Genomic DNA, 19,279 nt, shown 5'->3' on the forward strand with positions numbered 1-19,279 from the left:
AATATTTTTTTAAAATCCTCTTTGTCTTTTGGCTTCGAAAATCAAAATAGCCGCCGCTACCGAAACGTTCATCGAATCAATTTCGCCTTGCATCGGGATAATAATATTTTGTGTGGCCGCATCGCGCCATTCTTCCGTCAAACCTGTAGCTTCTGTTCCAACAACTAGAGCGGTTGGCGGGGTATAATCTTCAAGATGATAGCTATTTGAGTTTTGTAAAGTAGCACAATAAAAACTGATATTTTTTGCTTTCAAAAAAGCAATAATTTCCGCTGTGCTTCCAGTAGCGATTTGGTTGGTAAACAAACAGCCCACGCTCGAACGAACGATGTTTGGGTTGTATAAATCACTTTTGGGGTTGGCAATGATTACAGCATCCAAATTAGCTGCGTCCGCAGTTCGCAATAAGGCGCCAATGTTGCCTGGTTTTTCAGGAGCTTCTGCCACTAGAATCAATGGGTTTTCGGAGAGTTTTAAATCCGATAACAATGTCGATTTGGTTTTGGCTACAGCCAAGACACCTTCTGTAGAATCTCTGTAGGCTAGCTTTTCATAAACGGCCGAAGTAATTTCTATTAGTTCAGCATTAGAAGCCAATTGTTTGGTTTGGCTTTCTGAACAAATTTCGGGAACAAATAATAAGGTTTCAATTTCGTATCCGCCTTTTATGGCAATGCTAATTTCTCGTTGTCCTTCAATCAAGAAAGTGCCGGTTTGTTTGCGAGCTTTGGCCTTTTCTTGTAATAAAACCAAGGATTTGATATACGGATTCTGTATGGAAGTAATTTGTTTCAAGCTTTTTTTTAATGACAAATATACACAGAGTATTACTTAGATTAAACTTGAATTGGGATATTTAAAGAATACTGCATTTATTTAATAAGTATTTCTTTAATTTTGTTTTCTTCAAAAAGAAACAACATTGTTTAAGAGTAAACGAATAAGAGCAACATGTTTTATTTACTAGATATTATTGGGACTATGGCTTTTGCTTTATCGGGAGCACTTACGGCAATGAACAAAAGATTGGACCCTTTTGGGATATTGATTATTGCCTTTGTCACGGCGGTTGGCGGCGGTACTTTAAGAGACGTGCTTATTGGTAAAACTCCCGTGGGTTGGATGCTCAATCTCAATTATGTTTACGTGATTTTCATTGGCTATATTTTGGCGATTCTATTCAGAAAAAAATTTGATAAGTTGCGCAAATCCTTGTTTTTATTCGATACTATTGGCTTAGGTGTTTTTACTCTTATTGGTTTGGAAAAAGGGGTTAGCATCGGTTTGCATCCTATCATTTGTACTGCTTTGGGAACAATGACGGCTTGTTTTGGAGGGGTCATTCGGGATATTTTGTGTAATGAAATTCCAGTTATTTTCAGAAAAGAGATTTATGCTACTATTTGTATTTTAGGTGGTATTGTATTTTTTCTTATGAAAGAAGGTGACTTTTCAAATGACATCACTCATTTAGTAACCACTTTAGTGATTATCATTGTTCGGTTGTTGGTGGTCAAGTTCAATTGGTCGTTGCCAACATTAGATTTAAAATTGAAGTAAACGTGAAGAATTATAGTATAAGGCCTTATCAAGAAAGCGATTATGAGCTTTGGAACACCTTTGTGAGTGCCGCTAAAAATGCTACATTTTTGTTTCATAGGGATTTTATGGAGTACCATAAAGAACGTTTTGAGGATTTTTCACTGTTAGTATTTGATAAAGTTAAATTGGTTGCAGTCTTGCCAGCCAATAGAGTAGGAGATAAGGTGTATTCACATCAAGGATTAACTTATGGCGGATTGGTTTATTCTTCCAAATTAAAAATAGAAAAGATAGAAACGATTTTGGATTTGGTGTTTGATTTTTTCAAGAGCAAGCGGATAGAACATTTTTATTTGCACCCAATTCCTTCATTTTATCTAGGACAAGGAAACGCAGCGATTGACTTTTTTTTGATGAAAAAAGGAGCGCAACTTTACCGAAAAGAAATGAATATGGTAGCGCAATTGCATCAAGAAATTCCAATTTCTAAAAGTAAATTGAAACATTTTAGACGAACAGAATTATTGGGATTGCGGGTGGTAGAAGAAACCAATTTTCAACCTTTTTGGGAAAAAATTCTTGAGCCAAGATTAGTAGAAAAATATGCTGCAAAACCAGTTCATAGCCTGACTGAAATTCAATTGCTTCACGAGAGATTTCCTCAAAATATCAAACAATTTTCGGCGTATTTAGAGGATAAAATTGTTGCAGGAATCACCATTTTTGAATTTGAAAACGGAGTGAAATCGCAATACGGTGCCACTTCTAAAAAAGGTGAAAAATACCGTGCTTTGGATTTTTTATTCATTTCTTTACTAGATATTTTTCAAAAAAGAGGCAAACTTTTTTTTGATATGGGAATTGTAAATGACTCTGGCGAAAAAGGATTTCATAGCGGCTTATTGCAGCAAAAAGAAGAATTGGGTTGCACGGTATGGAATCAAGATTTTTACAAAATCAAGCTAGTATGATACGATTTCTAGACTTAAAAAGAATAAATGAACGGTATGAAACGGCATTTCAAGATACATTGAAATCAGTTTTAGAAAGAGGCTGGTATATTTTAGGTAAAGAAGTAGAAACGTTCGAAACTAATTTTGCAAACTATTGTAAGTCGGAACATTGTGTGGGTGTGGGCAATGGTTTGGATGCTTTGACTTTGATTTTTAAAGCCTATATTCAATTAGGAAAATTGCAAAAAGGGGATGAAGTTATTGTACCAGCCAATACTTATATAGCAAGTATTTTAGCTATTCTAGCTGCTGATTTGGTTCCTGTTTTAGTAGAACCCAAATTAGAAACTTACAACATTAACCCTGATTTGATTCCAGAAAAGATAACTTCAAAAACCAAGGCTATTTTGGCGGTTCATTTATACGGACAGTTAGCAGAAATGGAGCGTATTCACAAAATTGCTGAACAAAATGATTTATTAGTTATTGAAGATGCGGCTCAGGCTCACGGGATTGCAAGAAATTCCAGTTTTGAAATTCCAAATTCCAAAACCAGAATCTGGGCTGTTGCCTACAGTTTTTATCCGAGTAAAAATTTAGGTGCTTTGGGTGATGGAGGAGCAGTTGTTACTAATGATGCTCCATTGGCGAAAGTGATACAATCCCTGCGTAATTATGGTTCCGAATCAAAATATCAGAATGAGTTTATTGGTGTTAATTCTAGATTGGACGAAATTCAAGCTGCTTTTTTGAACCTAAAATTATCCAACTTAGATGCAGATAACGAAAAGCGAAGAACTATTGCCAAACGCTATTTGACCGAAATTAAAAACGATAAAATCATCTTACCATTTTGGGATTTTTCTAAAAATCACGTTTTCCATTTGTTTGTGATTCGAACACACAAAAGAACTGAATTGCAAGCTTATTTGCAACAACACGGTATTGAAACAGCGATTCATTATCCCATTCCACCGCACAAGCAAAAGGCTTTAGGAAATATGAATTCGCTCTCGTTTCCTATCACTGAGAAAATGCATAAGGAGGTTTTGAGTATTCCACTAAATCCAGCTCTTGAGGACGAAGAAGTTAGTACTATTATTAACGCCTTAAACGAATATTAATGAGCGTTTTTTCTAAAATAAAAGTGTTTTGTTTTGTGAGCCTACGTATCATGAAATACAAATTATTGTCAGATTGTAAAAAAGTTTCCGGAAAACCTATAATGCATCATCCTTTATTGTTAAAAGGCGAAGGAAAGATTTCATTTGGAGAAAATGTACAAATTGGGGTTATTTCTTCTCCTAATTTTTATTCTCATTACACCTACTTAGAAGCCAGATACAGAGAATCAGAGATTGTAATCGGCTCAAATGTTGCCATAAACAATGGATTCTCGATTGTGACTTATGCTAAAGTTACTATTGGTAATGATGTACTAATTGGAGTCAATTGTTCTATTATGGACAATGATGGACATGAGCTAGCATTTAATAGGAGAAATCAGCCGCCTTCTGGACAAGCTGTTGTCATAGAAAATAATGTCTTTATTGGTTCGAACGTAACCATTCTTAAAGGAGTAACTGTGGGAGAAAATGCAGTGGTAGGAAATGGAACTATAGTGACTCGGGATGTGCCAAAAAATACAATTGTTGCCGGTAATCCTGCACGAATAATTAGAATGTTGCCACATTGAAAATCCTAAGAGAAAATACGTTGCTTAGAGTGTTAACTCTAAATTCCTTTTCAATGGGAGTCACTTTTGTGTTGGGATTTATCTCGAACAAGGTGGTCGCTGTTTTCTTGGGGCCTTCTGGAATGGCTTTACTAGGTAATTTTAGAAACTTGGGTGCGATGTTAAAATCCGTTGCAACTCTTGGGATTAGCACTTCACTAGTCAAATTGGTGGCTGAAAACAAAGAAAATAAGACAGCACTTTCGGAATTGTATGCTACTTTTCTATCCGTTTTTTTAATTATTTCTTCTTTATTGGCCATTGGGGTTTTCTTTTTTGCAGAGGGTATTTCGCAGCTATTGTTCGATTCAAGCCAATGGACTACTCCAATCCGAATAGTGGGTTTGTCTTTGCCTTTGGTATTGCTTACTACATTTTGGTTAGCCATTTATAATGGTTTTGAACAATTTAAAACTATTGTTTTAATACAATTGGTTTCTTCTTTTTTGGTTTTTATAGTAACAATAAGTTTAATTTATTTTCATTCCATTGATGGTGCTATTTGGGCGATTGCTTTAAGTGAACTACTGATGGTGATTGCTACTTTTGTTTTTGTCGTAAAAGACAAACGCTTTTTTCAATTTAATTTTCGGTTTTTAATAAAAAAAGAATATATAATTTCCATTCAAAAGTTTTCGGCAATGGCTTTGCTGTCGGCTATAATTGTTCCTTTAACTTTGCTTTTAATTCGTAATACCATCACAGCTGGATATTCGTTACCTGAAGCTGGTTTATGGGAAGCTACCACCAAATTATCCAGTTTTTATATGCATTTTTTTAACGCTGGATTGTCATTGTATTATATGCCCAAACTAGCTTCGTTACAAACCGAATCCGAATTTAAGCAAGAACTTATGGGGTATTTTTCGACCTTTGTTCCTTTGTTTTTGATAATGTTACTCGTTTTGTTTTTTGTAAAAGAATGGGTTTTAGAACTAATTTTTACTACTGAATTCTTGAAAATTAAATCGGTTTTGATATGGCAGTTTATAGGTGATTTTTTTAAAATAATAACCTTAGCCTTTGGGTATCAAATTTTGGTCAAAGCGCGACTTAAAGTTTATTTTTTCCTTGAAATTGCTTTTAATGTGAGCTATTTATTGCTGTCATTCTTTTGGATAAAAACTCAGGGATATGAGGGAGCGATTCAAGCGTATTGTTGTGCGAGTGCTTTAGGTTTTATTTTAGTTTTGATAGTGTTTAGAAAACTCTTTTTACCGAAGATTTAAAGTTTCCAAGCCGCAAGATATTGTTTTGCGATTTTTACATAATGATGTTCTTTCTCTATAAATCCCCTTGCTCGTTTTCCTATTTCCTTTATTTTGCTTGGGTTTTCAATCAGATAGGATAATTGTTGAACTAGGTAATCTTTGTCTGGTAAGGCGTGAATAGCTACATTTTCATTTAAACCATAATAATTTGTGAATGCCTCGCTTGCACCTGTAAAAACTACTTTTCCTTTTGCCATAGCTTCTAAAGCGTTATATCCTTGGTCCATAGCATAAATCTGGTCCAATACGATATGTCCTTTATTGTACAGGCTGATGTAGGTTTCATAGGGTTGATTTTCGCAAACAGAGATAGTAACTTTATTACCGTATATTTTTTCTATTTCAGTCAATGCTTCTTCAAAATAGCGAATCCCTTTTTTAATGTAACTGCCTCGATTAATGCCTAAGAAAATCACAATGGGTTCAAGATTGCTTATGGATTCAAAAGGAATTTTTTCACAATTGACTGGATTAGGAATCAAGGGCGCATTGAATCCCATTCGTTCCATAGGGATTTTATAATCCATATCGGAACTCGTCATCGATTGACAATTTTGTGCTAACCATTCGAAGGTTTTTCTGTAAGATGGTTTCGTGTATTTTAAAGGGTAATAAAAATGATTTTTGAGTGTAGCATCTTCAAAAAAAGGAGTCAAAATAGAATACGATAATTCTTTTTTTAGCAAATATTCAATGACTGGCGTTTCGTCACCGCAAATGAGTAAACTTCGACTTTTTACATTTTGAAATAACTTGCGATATAGAAATCTCGAAACCCAAGGAAAAGTTTCTAATGCATCTGAGTTAATGAGTTGCACATGGTCAAATTTATCAAGTTTTGGAAGTAAAAGGTAAAAACGAATCGCGTGTTCTATCTGTTCAATTTCAATTCGAGTTAAACTGTAAATTAGGTTTCTTGTTTTCTTAAAAAACCAATTGCTATTGATGATTTGGGCTCGAAACGAATAATCAGAAGGGAAGTTTTTGAAAGCATCTCCCGAGGCTACAAGTATGACTTCATGGCCCAATGCTACCAAGCCTTCTTTTAAAGAATTGTGCAACCTGCTGTATTCCCCAATCAAAAGTATTTTCATTTACAAACCCTATTTTTCTATATTTGTGTAAATGTAAGAACAAATTGAATATTCGTTATACAAAAGAGGCTATTGAAATTATAATTGCAACGATGAATAGAGATTCGTTGGATTTTTTGATTCCGATGTTTCCTTTTGCTCATTTTGCTGATTTTTCAATTTTAATCGTCAATCAAACCCATGAAAATGCTATTTTGACCTCTGATTTTCCTACTGTCAAAGTCATTAATTCTTTTGAAATAGGGTTGTCTAAAAGTAGAAATATGGGATTGAAAAATTCCCAAGGAGAAATTTTAATTTTGGCAGATGATGATGAAGTATTTGAACCTGATTTTATAGAAACAATTGTCGCTGCCTACGCTCAGTTTCCCGATGCGGCAGTGATTAGTTTTCAAATTGAAAACGAAAATAGAAAGTTGTTTAAAAAATATCCAAAAAAAAGTCAAACGTTTTTAAAACCATTGACTTTGTTTTCTGTGATGTCTATTGAAATAACGATAAATAAAGCCATTTTAGAGACATCTCGAATCGAATTTGATGCTCATTTTGGATTAGGAGCAACCTTTGAAATGGGTGAAGAAGCCATTTTTTTGATGGATTTGTATCGTCAGCAACAGCAAATTTCATTTGTAACCAAAGTAATTGCTGCCCATAAAACCCAAACGACTACTGATAAAGTAGATTTTTTACAACGATATTACATTCAAGGCGCTTTTTTGAAACGTGTTGGTATGAAAAATTGGATTTTTCGCGTTTTACAAAAAATGTTTTATGATGTAAAACAGCAAAAAATAAGGCTAAAAGAAACACCCAAAGCCATTCAATTAGCGTTTAATGGGCGCAAAAAATATTTAGAACTTACCCAATGAAAACTACTCTTAAAGACCTAAAAACGATTGCAATCCCAGTAGTAGAAGACACTCGTGGGAATTTAGGATTTATTCAAAATGATATTCTAACCTTCGATTTTAAGCGAGTGTATTACTTGTTTGATGTGCCTAGTAGTGCTTTTAGGGGAGGACATGCTCATATTGAACAGCAAGAAGTCTTGATTGCTCTAAGCGGAAGCTTTGAGGTAGTTTTGGATGACGGTTTTGAGAAAAAAACAATTTTGCTCAATAAACCTTCGATGGGATTACTGATTCCGACAGGGATTTGGAGAGAATTACAGAATTTTTCTTCGGGTGCGGTATGCTTGGTTTTGGCATCGGATGTTTTTGAAGAATCGGATTATATTCGAGACTATCCACAATTTTTGGAAACTAAAAAATGAGATTATTGTATTTAGTTCCTTCTGTCAATCAAGCGGGTGGGGTAGCAAAAGTGATAGCTACCAAAACCGACTATTTCATTCAAAATTTCGGATACGAAGTGCATATTATGACCCAGAATAAAGGCTACGAGACTCCTTTTTTTGAATTTAATGCGCAAATTGTTTGGCATGATATTGGACGAAAAGGCCATTTTTTGAGTGCGATTTATGCCTACAAAAAGCAACTGCAAACGATTATATCACACGTTCAACCCGATAGTATTATTGTGGCGGATAATGGATTGAAAGGCTACTTTGTTCCTTCTTTAATTGGTAAGAACTTACCTGTGGTTTTTGAAAGTCATGGTTCAAAGTATGTAAATGAAAGACCTTTTGCATTTCCTTTTTTGTCTAGATTATGGTTTCTAATAGGAATTTTTCTTAAAGAATGGGGAGCTAAAACTTTTGATGCTTTTGTGGTGTTGAATAGGGAAAGTGCCCAAGAATGGAATAGTAAAAATAGTATGATTATTGCTAATCCATTGTCTTTTAAATCAGAAGAACTAGCTGCGTTAGATGCTAAAAAAGTACTAGCTGTTAGCCGTAATTCCTATGAAAAAGGACTCGATAGATTATTGGAGATTTGGTCCTTATTAATTCAAAAGTATCCTGATTGGAAACTGGATATTTATGGAACGCTTTCTCCTGAAGAAAATCTGATTCCTTTGGCAAATGCTTTAGGAATTGCCTCTTCTGTTCGTTTTTATCCTCCTGTTTCGGAAGTTGCTACGCTATATGCAAACGCTTCGGTGTTGGTGATGACTTCTCGTTCTGAAGGATTGGGTTTGGTGCTGCTTGAGGCTATGGCTTTTGGTTTGCCTTGTGTGGCGTACGATTGCCCAGTAGGTCCAAGGTCAATTATAACTGATGGTGTAAATGGCTTTTTGGTTGAGGATGGCAATGCAACCGCTTTTGCGGAGAAATTAGCCTTGCTTTTCGAGAATAAAGATTTAAGAAAAAAGCTGGGAGCCAACGCTCTGCAAAGTGTTTCGAAGTATGATTTGGATGCTATTATGTTGCAGTGGAAGACCTTATTTGAGCGTTTGCAATAGACACAAATAACCCAACTTGTACCAGTCAAAAAGTAGCAACGAAGGATTGTCAGACAATAGATTTTTTGTAGTGATTGTTTTGGTTTGTTGAAATAGCCAAGCTATAAATTGTATCAAATGTAGTTTTTTGACACATAAAAATGTTGCGATTATTTTACTTTCATTGGCCTTGATTCTATTTGTTTGAATCAGAAGGACTAAGTTTTGCAATGCGATTTCTGTTTTAGCCAAAAACTGAGCGGAGGTTTCTAAATTAAGATGAAAAGTTGGATTGTCGAGGTGAAAAACAGTAATGTTCTGCTGCCCCAAATTCGATAGAAAAGACAAGTCTTCATACCCATAATCACTTACCGATTCAGGAAATGGATTGCTCACTGCGATTTCTTTTCGTATAACTAAATTAGAAGTAAGTGCGCGGCTGTTAGGTTTTTTACTCCTGAATTCACAAGATAAAGCTTCTCTTTTTTGACCATATACCCAGCGTAACAATTGTGAGTTGTGAGGCTTTTTGGGATGATATATAATTCCTCCAAAGGCCAAAGGAGCCATTGGTTTTTCAATAAACGAAACATAGTTTTTGATAAAAAAAGAATCTCTAGGAAACGTATCACAATCCAAAAGCAGTAACCATTCAAATTGTGCTTTTTGAATCAGTGAATTTCGATTGTTTCCTCTGCCTAAATTGACTGCATTTTGTAAAAATGTACAATACGATAATTGTTCAATAACACGATTTTCTTCTATATGTGATGTAGAAGAATCGTCTTGGCAAAGGATTTCGAATTGAATTCCGGCGGCAATACATTGTTTATGTACTTCCAAAACCAATGGGAATACCGCATAATTGTATACCGGAATAAGAATAGAAAGCATTATACCGTGCGCTGAACTACCTCAAAAATTTTGGTGTCCTCACATTTCAAGGTCTTAGAAGGGTATTTCATTAACAAAGCATAATCGTGAGTGGCCATAATGATGGTTTTGCCAAGAGCATTGATGTTTTTTAGTACTTCTAATACTTCTGCACTGGTTTGTGGGTCTAAGTTTCCAGTAGGTTCATCGGCAAGAATGAATTCAGGGTCGTTAAGCAAAGCTCTTGCAATAGCAACTCTTTGTTGTTCTCCTCCAGAAAGTTGGTGCGGCATTTTGTTACCAAAATCTTGCATGCCTACTTTGGTAAGCACTTCTTCTATTTTGTTATTCATATCGTTCAAATCTATCCAACCCGTTGCTTTTAGTACAAACAACATATTGTCATTTATAGAACGGTCTGGTAAGAGTTTGAAATCTTGAAAAACAATTCCGATTCTTCTTCTTAAAAAAGGAATCTCTTCTTCAGTTAAGGTTTCTAAATTGTAATCTACAATATGTCCAGTACCTTCTGTTAAAGGCAAGTCACCGTATAAGGTTTTGAGTAAACTACTTTTTCCTGAACCTGTTTTTCCTATTAAGTAGATGAATTCACCGTGTTTTACTTCTAAATTAACATCAGATAAAATGGTTCTTCCTTCTTGATAAATGGTTACGTTGTTTAAAGCTAATACGGTTTGTGACATGATTGAAGTGATTTATTGCGTAAAAGTAAGAAGTTAGCCTTTGTATTCAAAATAAATTCGAAGCTAATGAGCTAAAATCATCAGTTTGATTGTTACTGCGTTGTGTAATGGTAATTGCGAAAGGCTTTAGTTTGTTTTGTAAAGAAATTTGGGGAAGTTTAAGTCGGATTTTAATGCATCCAAAAATGCCTTAATGTTGGCTTTTAACCCTGATAGAAACGGCATCCTTTTGTGAAGCGATAGCGTAACAAAAGATATAGTGTATAGCAGGACGATGTATACAAAAAAGCCTTATTTTTCTGTTCCTAATTACGATTCTCGATTGGAGTGAGATAATAAAATGTTGTTTCTTCTCGTTTGTAATACGATAAATATGATATATTTGAATCATCAAAAAAATAGCACAATGCGTACCTTTTATTGGCTCCTAATTCTACCTTTTTTACTTTGTTTTTCTGGTGTTTTTGCACAAAAATCTACTGTTTATACTCACGATTTGCAGCGTTTTGATACAGCAATGGATTTGTATACGAATAAGCAATATGCTAGCGCTCAACTTGTTTTTGAAAAAGTGCAACAAAATGCTTCTAATGAGGATATCAAAGGGGATTGTGCGTACTACATTGCTAATTGTGCTATCCGAACAAACGCCAATAATGCTGAGGATTTGGTGGCATTGTTCGTAAAAAAATATCCTACTAGCTCTAAGCGAAATCAAGCTTATGTTGAAGCTGCACATTACTATTTTGAACAAAATAATTACCCAAAAGCGCTGTATTGGTTTGACAAAGTGGAGGCTGACGAATTGACAAAACAAGAATTAGACCGATTTAATTTTCAAAAAGGGTATAGCTATTATACCACGAGAAAGAAAAAAGAAGCTACAAAATATTTGAATTTGGTTTTGAACTCGCCAGAATATGGTGCTCAGGCCAAATATTATCTGGGTTTTATGGCCTATGAAGGTGATGATTACAAAGCGGCAACTAAGTATTTTGACGAGGTTTCGGGCGAAGAAAAATACAAAGAGAAGTTGTCGTATTTTCAGGCGGATATGAATTTTAAGTTGGGCAATTTCCAAAAAGCGATTGATTTAGGGGTGAAAGCGATGGCACAATCGAATGAAATGGAGTTGTCTGAGTTGAATAAAATTATTGGGGAGAGTTATTTCAACTTAAAAAATTACGAAAAAGCTATTCCGTATTTGTCCGAATACAAAGGAAAAAAAGGGAAATGGAACAATACCGATTTTTATCAATTGGGCTATGCATATTACCAACAAAAGCAATATGAAAATGCCATTGCTCAGTTTAATAAAATCATTGACGGAAAAGATTTTGTAGCCCAAAATGCCTATTATCATTTGGGAGAATCGTATTTGGATTTAGGTCAAAAAACACAGGCATTGAATGCGTTTAAGAATGCCTCTGAAATGGATTTCAATGCCGAACTTCAGGAAGATGCTACACTTAATTATGCTAAGTTGAGTTATGAAATTGGAAATTCATACGAAAGTGTTCCTTCTATTTTGTTGGCTTTTTTAGAAAAATATCCACGAAATGCGAATGCGAGTGAAGTAGAAAAATTGTTGATTGATTCTTATATCTCCTCTAAGAATTATAAAGAAGCATTGGTTTTGCTAGAAAGAAATAAAACGGCTGAGAATAAACTGGCTTATCAAAAAGTGTTGTTTTATAGCGGACTAGAGTCATTTACTGCTGCCGATTACGCAACTGCGAACAAATTATTTAATCGTGCAATAAATGAGTCTAAAGACACAAATATCACCGCAAGGGCTACTTTCTGGAAAGCCGAATCTGATTTTATTTTGGAAGATTTTAAATCGGCTTTGGCAGGTTTTAAACAATTTGTTGTTTTGCCTAGTGCGCCAACTACGGTGGAGTTTAAAAACAGCAATTATAATTTAGGATATTCTTATTTTAAATTAAAAGAGTACGAATCGGCAGCGAGTTATTTTCAAAAACAAATCGATACTAATACAGAGGATAAAGCCCGATTGGCAGACGCTTACTTGCGTTTGGCAGATTGTAGATTTGTGGGGTCAAAATACTGGCCAGCCATTGATAATTATGTAAAAGCCATTGAGCTAAAAAGTGTAGATGCTGATTATGCTTATCTTCAAAAGGCATTGGCATATGGTTTTTTAGGAAAGAATGACAAGAAAATAATAGAGTTGAAAGCTTTCTTGGAGCGTTACAAACAATCTGTATACAGAGATGATGTGCTGTTTGAATTGGGAAATACTTACGTAGCAGACAAGAAAGACGAATTAGCTATAACTACTTACAACCAGTTAATAACCGAATTTCCAGAAGGAACCTTCACATCCAAAGCATTGCTGCGACAAGGTTTAGTGTATTATAATGATGATAAAGATGATTTGGCTTTAACCAAATTCAAAAAAATAGCAACCGATTTTCCCAAAACACCAGAAGCACTCGAAGCAGTTGCCTCGGCTCGTTTGATTTATGTAGATAGCGGAAAAGTAAATGAATATGCGGCTTGGGTGCGAACGTTGTCTTTTGTATCTGTAACTGATGTAGAATTAGATAATGACAGTTATGAAGCCGCCGAAAAACAATTGCAACAAGGCAATACGAAGCAAGCGATAGCTGGGCTTAATGCCTATGTGACCTCTTTCCCTAATGGCGTTCACGCTTTGAAAGCCAATTATCAGTTGGCACAAGCCTATTATGATGAAGGTGCTGCAGGTAAATCGATTCCACATTTTGATTTTGTAGTACAACAAGCACGTTCTGAATATACGGAGCAATCGTTGGTTCGCTTGGCTCAAATTCATTTAAAAGATAAAAGAACAGATTATGCCATTCCAGTATTGTTGCGTTTAGAAACAGAATCTGATATTGCACAAAATAAGTTTTTTGCGCTGTCAAATTTGATGAAGTTGTATTATGACACAAAAGAATACCCAAAAGCAGTTATTTATGCAGAAAAAGTTTTAGCCGAAGCCAAGATTGACGAAATGGTAAAAAGCGATGCGCAAATAATTATTGCACGAAGCGCTATTCAAGCTGGAAACGAAACAAAAGCAAAAGAAGCTTATGCGAGATTATTGCCTATTGCTAAAGGGGAATTAGCCGCCGAAGCGATTTATTATGATGCCTATTTTAAAAATAAAGAAGGGAAATTTGAAGCTTCAAACGAAGCAGTTCAAAAATTAGCCAAAAATTATTCCAGCTATCGTTATTTGGGAGCCAAAGGCTTGGTGGTGATGGCTAATAATTTTTATGGTTTGAAAGACAGTTTTCAAGCGACTTACATATTAGAAAGTGTCATCAAAAATTTCACCGATTATAAAGATGTGGTTGCTGAAGCGCAAACAGCATTGGATACCATTAAAAAAGAGGAGGCTAAAACGAACGCTTCTATTTCAAAATAAAGGCAATCAAAAAGCAGTTGTTTTTATCACTTTTATTAGTTGAAAAAATAGTTCAAATGCAATTAGGGAGTTGTAAAGATTCCTAGAAAATCCTACTAAAAACTAGTACAAAAGAGTAAAATAATATGAATTTACACGATAAAATAAAGTATTTTCCAATCAATATCACCAGTATCATTACACTGTTTTTTGTTTTCTCTTTGGGAACTGCTCAAGAAAAGAAAGGAACCATTGGGGCAGAAGAGGTAGATGTTGTGAAATCTTTTTCTCCTACCGTATCGGATGCCTTCAAAATCAAAGAAGTGCCACTTTTGGACGATAAAGGAAATGCCCAAAAAGAAACAGTAAAATATACGGTTTTGCCTTTTCCTGTAGCATCTACTTTTACTCCTGCAAAAGGAGTTGCTGCAAGTGTAGAAAAAGCCAAAGCGCAACGCTTGTTCGAAAATTATGCTTCATTGGGTATTGGGAATTATGGAACGCTTCAAGGTTCGTTGTTTGTGTATAAAAAATTACAAGCTAGAGATTTTATAGGAGCAAGCTTTCAGCATCATTCCTCTCAAGGTGGTATAAATGATGTGCTACTCGATGACCATTTTTATGATACCAAATTAGACTTGTTTTATGGAGTAAAAGAAAGTGATTATTCTTGGGATATTGCTGGTGGATTTCAAAGTCAAACCTATAATTGGTATGGATTGCCAGCTGATTTCGGAAGTTCTTTAACAGCAAGTCAACGAAACGATTTAATTAAAGGAATTGATTCAGAACAAAAATACAATACCATCACGCTATCAGGAAATCTGACTATGGATGAAAGTATGTTAGATGAATCCAAAATAAAATTTCATCATTTTACAGATGCTTTTGGATCTTCTGAAAATCGTTTTTTTGCACAATCTGTTTTTGGAATGGATCTTTGGAATGAAGCAGTTACTACCTCTGTTGTTTTGGATTATTTGGGCGGATCCTTTGAGAATAATTATACTAAAACCAATACAGAGGCTATTGATTATCGCTTCTTAAATTTTGGATTAGCCCCTCGATTTGCCATTGCAGAGGACGATTGGACCTTGCAAATAGGAGCGAGTTTGTTTTATAGTTTAGATACCCAAGCGAGTAAAAGCAAATTGTATTTTTATCCTAATTTCAAAGCATCCTATAAAGTGGTGGGTGATTTGATGATCTTTTATTTAGGTGCCGACGGTAGTTTAAAACAGAATACTTATATGGATTTTGTGAATGAAAACCCATTTCTTTCTCCTACTTTATTTATTCAGCCCACAGATTCCAAGTACAATCTTTTTGCCGGATTAAAAGGGAAATTGGCAAATTCAGTTAGCTATAATGTTAGTGCGTCCTATCTGAATGAAGGGAATAAGGCCTTGTTCAAAGCAAATAATTATACAGAAAACAGTGCCAATGAGCCATACGCTTTTGGAAATTCATTAGGTATAGTCTATGATGATGTAAAAACGATGAGCCTTTTTGCAGAATTGAAAGCCGATTTTTCTAGAAACGTGGCCTTTGGAATCAACGCTACCCTAAATACCTATACGACAGATGTGCAAGCAGAAGCTTGGAATTTGCCCACTATGAAAATCAATTCGACATTAGATGTTGTCATTACCGATAAATGGTTTGCGGGCGCCAAAGTCTTTTTCGTAGGCGAACGAAAAGAGAATCAATTTAATACGGATTTGGTTACCAATTCTACTAGTATTACTTTGCCGTCCTATTTTGATGTAAACTTGAATGTAGGTTATAAATACAGCGAGCGCATTACTGCTTTTTTAAAAGCCAACAATATTGCCAACCAAGCCTATCAAAAATGGCTCAATCTTCCCGTTCAAGGATTTCAAATTGTAGCTGGAGCGAGTTATAAATTTGATTTTTAAATTTTTATAATAACTCTGACAGGGCTAAAACCCTCTCAGAGTTTTGGTTTTAAATATGACATTCAAACAAAAAACACATACTTACTATCTACAGTTAGTTCAAGACCGAATCGATGCGTTTCGCGCTATGATCTCGGCATTGACCGAAGATTCAAAAAATGATGCCAAAGGATCCGCAGGCGACAAGCACGAAACCACACTTTCGATGATGCATATCGAGCAAGAAAAATTCAATCACAAACTAAAAGAAGTCTTAGAACAAAAAGCCGTATTAGACAAAATCGATTCTACCATCGTCGCCGAAACCATAGTCGTGGGTAGTTTAGTCGTAGCCAACGGCATTTACCTGTACCTCAGTTTGGCCTTGCCCAAAATCACAATCGAAGGCACCAACATCATCGCGCTTTCGCCACAATCGCCTTTGGGCAGTAAATTAATGGGCAACAAAGTAGGTTTCGAGTTCGAAATCAACACCACCAAATACACCATTCAAGAAATTTTGTAATTTAAAAGTTAGAGTAGGAGCGGGAAGCAAATGTTTTTTTTGGTAACATCGTCCCGTGATCCGCTATATCTTTGCTGTCTCGTTTTTTTACGAGACAACAAAGGATGCCGCTCCTCCCGGGGCTAGCAGGGATTATCTTGATTTTTTGTAAAGAAGGGTAAAAGTTGTTGAAGCTCGAGTTCGGTTATTTTTTTGCAAATGTTGAATAGGAATGGGCTTTAGCCCGTTCTTGAGTTATATTTTTTTTGCAAATATTCAGTTCTTTATAATGAGTTTGGTATAGGCTTTAGCCTAAACTGTACTGTAATTTCAGATAAAGCCTCTAAATCGCTATATTTTTAATATAGCCCAACGATTGTTTTAAAGCTTTTGCTTTTGAAAAGCCAATCATTCTATAGATACTAATGGTAAAAGTAGTGTCACTTTTTCGCGTTTACGAATAGGCAACACGATTTGAAATGATGAGAAGTTTGAGATTGCCCTATTATGCTTGAGAGGTTTTATTCATATTCGAGACATCCTTTAGATTTGTTCTCTGAAAAATAAAAAGAATTAATAAAAATATTTTCTCCATGAAGTTGACATAATTATTACCAATATCAATGCTAGTGCAAATACAAATAAAGTGCCAACAACGTGATTTCCCGCGCCATTTGAAAATGTCTCATCTTTTGTCTCTTTAAAATAAAAAGATAATGACTTGTGAGGTTTTCCAGTTAATAATGAATAGCACTTATTTAAAAAAAATCTAATAAATCCTCCAACAAGTTCAAGTATTCCTCTACCAAAAATTATTTCAAAAAAATCCATTTTAAATTTAATTTAATTGTTTTTCGCTCTAAAAAGTCTCCTGTTTTCGTTTTTATTTTATTTTTAATACGTAAACATACTAAAAAGCTCACGATTTTTTCTGTAAATATCTTTAAAATTTTAGGCTATTTATAGTATTGGAAGATTAAATAATTGTTCTATGAAGCCTGCTTATAGTCAACAACTTCATTTTTTGCCAATCAGACTAAAAGCATTTTAAATTTTACTTTTCCTTATCTTAGCAAGACCAAACTCAATTTCAAAAGTATGAAATCGCCACTAACAACAAGTTTGTTGAAAACAAACACCGATAAGTAAAAGGCGATACCATATATGACCTCTAAAAAACAAAATTTACATATATGAAATCAATTGCTCTGTTTTTTGTATCCCTATTCCTGTTTTCTTGTTCATCTAGCACACAGACAGAAGTGGATACGCTTGTGACCAATGCCACCATTTATACCGTAAACGCTGCCTTCGAAAAAGCTTCTGCTATGGCAATTAAGGATGGAAAAATTTTAGCCATCGGTAATACGGACTCGCTTCTAAAAAAATATACTTCCAAGACTATTTTAGATTTCAAAGGAAAATTTATCTATCCTGGATTAATAGATGCGCATTGTCATTTCTATGGGTATGGACTAACCTTACAAGAAGTAGATTTACGAGGTACCAAAAGCTTCGAAGAGATAATCACTCGCCTAAAAGCTTTTCAAAAAGCAAAAAATCCAGCATTTATTGTCGGTAATGGCTGGGATCAAAACGATTGGGCGGTGAAGAAATTTCCATCCAAAACAGCACTCGATTCAGCTTTTCCAAATATTCCTGTGGTGCTTAATCGCATTGACGGACACGCTATTGTGGTCAATTCCAAAGTGCTGCAATTGGCTGGAATTACCGCCAAAACCAATGCCGATGGTGGACAAATTGAACTTCAAAATGGAGAACCAACTGGAATTCTAATTGACAATCCTATGGAATTGGTTTTTAAAATCATTCCAAAACCCAGCCGAAAAACACAAATCGCCGCGCTTTTGGATGCCGAAAAAGTAATGTTTGATTATGGTTTAACAACAGTAAACGACGCAGGATTAGACCCTGATATTATTCATTTGATAGACAGTTTGCAACAAGCGGGAAAAATGAAAATCAACGTCTATGCGATGATTACGGCCAATCAAAAAAATATGGATTTGTATTTCAAAAAAGGAATCTACAAAACCAACCAATTGAATGTGCGTTCGTTCAAAATGTATGGCGATGGCGCTTTGGGTTCTAGAGGCGCTTGTATGCACAAACCGTATTCGGATAGTCCGAAACAATTTGGAGCGTTGTTGTCACCAGTGCCTCAATTGAAAGTAGTAGCTCAACAAATTGCCAATTCGCCTTTTCAACTCAATACGCACGCCATCGGAGATTCGGCCAATACTGTTTTGCTAAAAATTTACAAAGAAGTATTGACGGGCAAAAAAGACCGTCGCTGGAAAATTGAGCACGCACAAGTAATTCAGGAATCCGATTTTGATTATTTCAAACTCGGAATCATTCCTTCCGTTCAACCCACACACGCCACTTCCGATATGTATTGGGCGGGAGATCGTTTAGGGAAAGACCGTTTGAAAAATGCCTATGCGTATAAAAAGCTACTTCAAAAAGCAGGTACAATAGCCCTAGGAACTGATTTTCCTGTGGAAGAAGTCAATCCTATGCTTACGTTTCACGCTGCAGTAGCACGTCAAGATGTAAAAGGATTTCCTAAAAATGGTTTCCAAATCGAAAATGCTTTGTCTCGCGAAGAAACCTTAAAAGGGATGACGCTTTGGGCCGCCTATTCTAATTTCGAAGAAAACGAAAAAGGTAGTTTGGAAGTCGGTAAATGGGCGGATTTTGTGGTTTTTGATGCCGATTTGATGCAAGTAGAAGCTAGTCAGGTGGTTAAGATGAAGCCATCCAATACTTTTGTTAAAGGAGCGAAACAAAAGTAATTGCAATTGCAGATAGCTTTCGATTTACAGATTTTAAGCGATTCTTCTTGTTGAATAGGTTTTGTATTTCATATTTTACTTAAAAATCGATTTTTAGTTATAATTTATAACTAAAAATCGATTTTGTGTTTTCTATTTATAT

At 35.2% G+C, this 19,279-nt stretch carries 17 protein-coding genes; 12 read left to right on the forward strand and 5 right to left on the reverse strand.

Annotated features, from left to right (window positions below):
• Window positions 1-9: 9 nt before the first annotated feature.
• Complete coding sequence (locus tag FLAVO9AF_RS01365) at window positions 10-795, reverse strand: RNA methyltransferase (RefSeq protein ID WP_159683017.1); 786 nt, start codon at window positions 793-795, stop codon at window positions 10-12.
• A gap of 156 nt (window positions 796-951) precedes the next feature.
• On the opposite strand from FLAVO9AF_RS01365, the gene FLAVO9AF_RS01370 reads away from it, so the two are divergent.
• Genes FLAVO9AF_RS01370 through FLAVO9AF_RS01390 form a run of 5 tightly spaced genes read left to right on the forward strand, consistent with a single transcriptional unit; the run spans window position 952 to window position 5,459 of the window.
• A complete protein-coding gene (locus FLAVO9AF_RS01370) occupies window positions 952-1,560 on the forward strand; it encodes a trimeric intracellular cation channel family protein (RefSeq protein WP_159683020.1) in 609 nt (202 codons plus the stop codon).
• A gap of 2 nt (window positions 1,561-1,562) precedes the next feature.
• The gene (locus tag FLAVO9AF_RS01375; protein ID WP_159683023.1) at window positions 1,563-2,513 is read left to right on the forward strand and encodes a FemAB family protein; all 951 of its coding nucleotides are present in this window, start codon (window positions 1,563-1,565) and stop codon (window positions 2,511-2,513) included.
• Window positions 2,510-3,619, forward strand: coding sequence for a DegT/DnrJ/EryC1/StrS aminotransferase family protein (locus FLAVO9AF_RS01380; RefSeq protein WP_159683026.1), 1,110 nt, complete (start codon window positions 2,510-2,512; stop codon window positions 3,617-3,619). The genes FLAVO9AF_RS01375 and FLAVO9AF_RS01380 overlap by 4 nt, the downstream gene beginning before the upstream one ends.
• A gap of 50 nt (window positions 3,620-3,669) precedes the next feature.
• The gene (locus FLAVO9AF_RS01385) at window positions 3,670-4,191 is read left to right on the forward strand and encodes an acyltransferase (RefSeq protein ID WP_159683029.1); all 522 of its coding nucleotides are present in this window, start codon (window positions 3,670-3,672) and stop codon (window positions 4,189-4,191) included.
• A 53-nt stretch (window positions 4,192-4,244) separates the two neighbouring features.
• The gene (locus FLAVO9AF_RS01390) at window positions 4,245-5,459 is read left to right on the forward strand and encodes an O-antigen translocase (RefSeq protein WP_159683032.1); all 1,215 of its coding nucleotides are present in this window, start codon (window positions 4,245-4,247) and stop codon (window positions 5,457-5,459) included.
• On the opposite strand, the gene FLAVO9AF_RS01395 is transcribed toward FLAVO9AF_RS01390, so the two are convergent.
• Window positions 5,456-6,595, reverse strand: coding sequence for a glycosyltransferase (locus FLAVO9AF_RS01395; protein ID WP_159683035.1), 1,140 nt, complete (start codon window positions 6,593-6,595; stop codon window positions 5,456-5,458). The genes FLAVO9AF_RS01390 and FLAVO9AF_RS01395 overlap by 4 nt on opposite strands.
• Before the next feature lie 92 nt (window positions 6,596-6,687).
• Here FLAVO9AF_RS01395 and FLAVO9AF_RS01400 point away from each other — a divergent pair, with 92 nt between their 5' ends.
• Genes FLAVO9AF_RS01400 through FLAVO9AF_RS01410 form a run of 3 tightly spaced genes read left to right on the forward strand, consistent with a single transcriptional unit; the run spans window position 6,688 to window position 8,959 of the window.
• Window positions 6,688-7,464, forward strand: a complete 777-nt coding sequence (locus tag FLAVO9AF_RS01400; protein ID WP_159683038.1) for a glycosyltransferase family A protein — start codon at window positions 6,688-6,690, stop codon at window positions 7,462-7,464.
• Window positions 7,461-7,868, forward strand: coding sequence for an FdtA/QdtA family cupin domain-containing protein (locus tag FLAVO9AF_RS01405; RefSeq protein WP_159683041.1), 408 nt, complete (start codon window positions 7,461-7,463; stop codon window positions 7,866-7,868). The genes FLAVO9AF_RS01400 and FLAVO9AF_RS01405 overlap by 4 nt, the downstream gene beginning before the upstream one ends.
• Window positions 7,865-8,959 carry a glycosyltransferase family 4 protein gene (locus tag FLAVO9AF_RS01410; protein WP_159683044.1) on the forward strand — a complete coding sequence of 365 codons (1,095 nt, stop codon included), beginning with the start codon at window positions 7,865-7,867 and terminating at the stop codon, window positions 8,957-8,959. The genes FLAVO9AF_RS01405 and FLAVO9AF_RS01410 overlap by 4 nt, the downstream gene beginning before the upstream one ends.
• On the opposite strand, the gene FLAVO9AF_RS01415 is transcribed toward FLAVO9AF_RS01410, so the two are convergent.
• Both FLAVO9AF_RS01415 and FLAVO9AF_RS01420 read right to left on the reverse strand, forming a co-directional pair.
• Window positions 8,939-9,832 carry a glycosyltransferase gene (locus FLAVO9AF_RS01415; RefSeq protein ID WP_159683047.1) on the reverse strand — a complete coding sequence of 298 codons (894 nt, stop codon included), beginning with the start codon at window positions 9,830-9,832 and terminating at the stop codon, window positions 8,939-8,941. The genes FLAVO9AF_RS01410 and FLAVO9AF_RS01415 overlap by 21 nt on opposite strands.
• Window positions 9,832-10,515 carry a cell division ATP-binding protein FtsE gene (locus FLAVO9AF_RS01420; RefSeq protein WP_159683050.1) on the reverse strand — a complete coding sequence of 228 codons (684 nt, stop codon included), beginning with the start codon at window positions 10,513-10,515 and terminating at the stop codon, window positions 9,832-9,834. Before FLAVO9AF_RS01420 ends, FLAVO9AF_RS01415 begins: the two co-directional genes overlap by 1 nt.
• Window positions 10,516-10,921: 406 nt before the next feature.
• Between FLAVO9AF_RS01420 and FLAVO9AF_RS01425 the strand changes: the two genes are divergently transcribed.
• The 3 genes from FLAVO9AF_RS01425 (at window position 10,922) to FLAVO9AF_RS01435 (ending at window position 16,339) form a co-directional block, all read left to right on the forward strand.
• Entirely contained in the window at window positions 10,922-13,936 is a 3,015-nt protein-coding gene (locus FLAVO9AF_RS01425; protein WP_159683053.1) for a tetratricopeptide repeat protein, read from the forward strand.
• A gap of 125 nt (window positions 13,937-14,061) precedes the next feature.
• A complete protein-coding gene (locus tag FLAVO9AF_RS01430; RefSeq protein ID WP_159683056.1) occupies window positions 14,062-15,834 on the forward strand; it encodes a TonB-dependent receptor in 1,773 nt (590 codons plus the stop codon).
• A 55-nt stretch (window positions 15,835-15,889) separates the two neighbouring features.
• Window positions 15,890-16,339 carry a hypothetical protein gene (locus FLAVO9AF_RS01435; RefSeq protein WP_159683059.1) on the forward strand — a complete coding sequence of 150 codons (450 nt, stop codon included), beginning with the start codon at window positions 15,890-15,892 and terminating at the stop codon, window positions 16,337-16,339.
• 552 nt (window positions 16,340-16,891) lie between these two features.
• Here the strand turns inward: FLAVO9AF_RS01435 and FLAVO9AF_RS01440 are convergent.
• Entirely contained in the window at window positions 16,892-17,149 is a 258-nt protein-coding gene (locus tag FLAVO9AF_RS01440) for a hypothetical protein (protein WP_159683062.1), read from the reverse strand.
• Between the two features lie 362 nt (window positions 17,150-17,511).
• On the opposite strand from FLAVO9AF_RS01440, the gene FLAVO9AF_RS01445 reads away from it, so the two are divergent.
• On the forward strand, window positions 17,512-19,137 hold the full coding sequence (locus tag FLAVO9AF_RS01445; protein ID WP_159683065.1) for an amidohydrolase: 1,626 nt from the start codon (window positions 17,512-17,514) through the stop codon (window positions 19,135-19,137).
• Window positions 19,138-19,279: the final 142 nt, after the last annotated feature.

It is taken from the genome of Flavobacterium sp. 9R, from assembly GCF_902506345.1.
Classification (GTDB): Bacteria; Bacteroidota; Bacteroidia; order Flavobacteriales; family Flavobacteriaceae; genus Flavobacterium.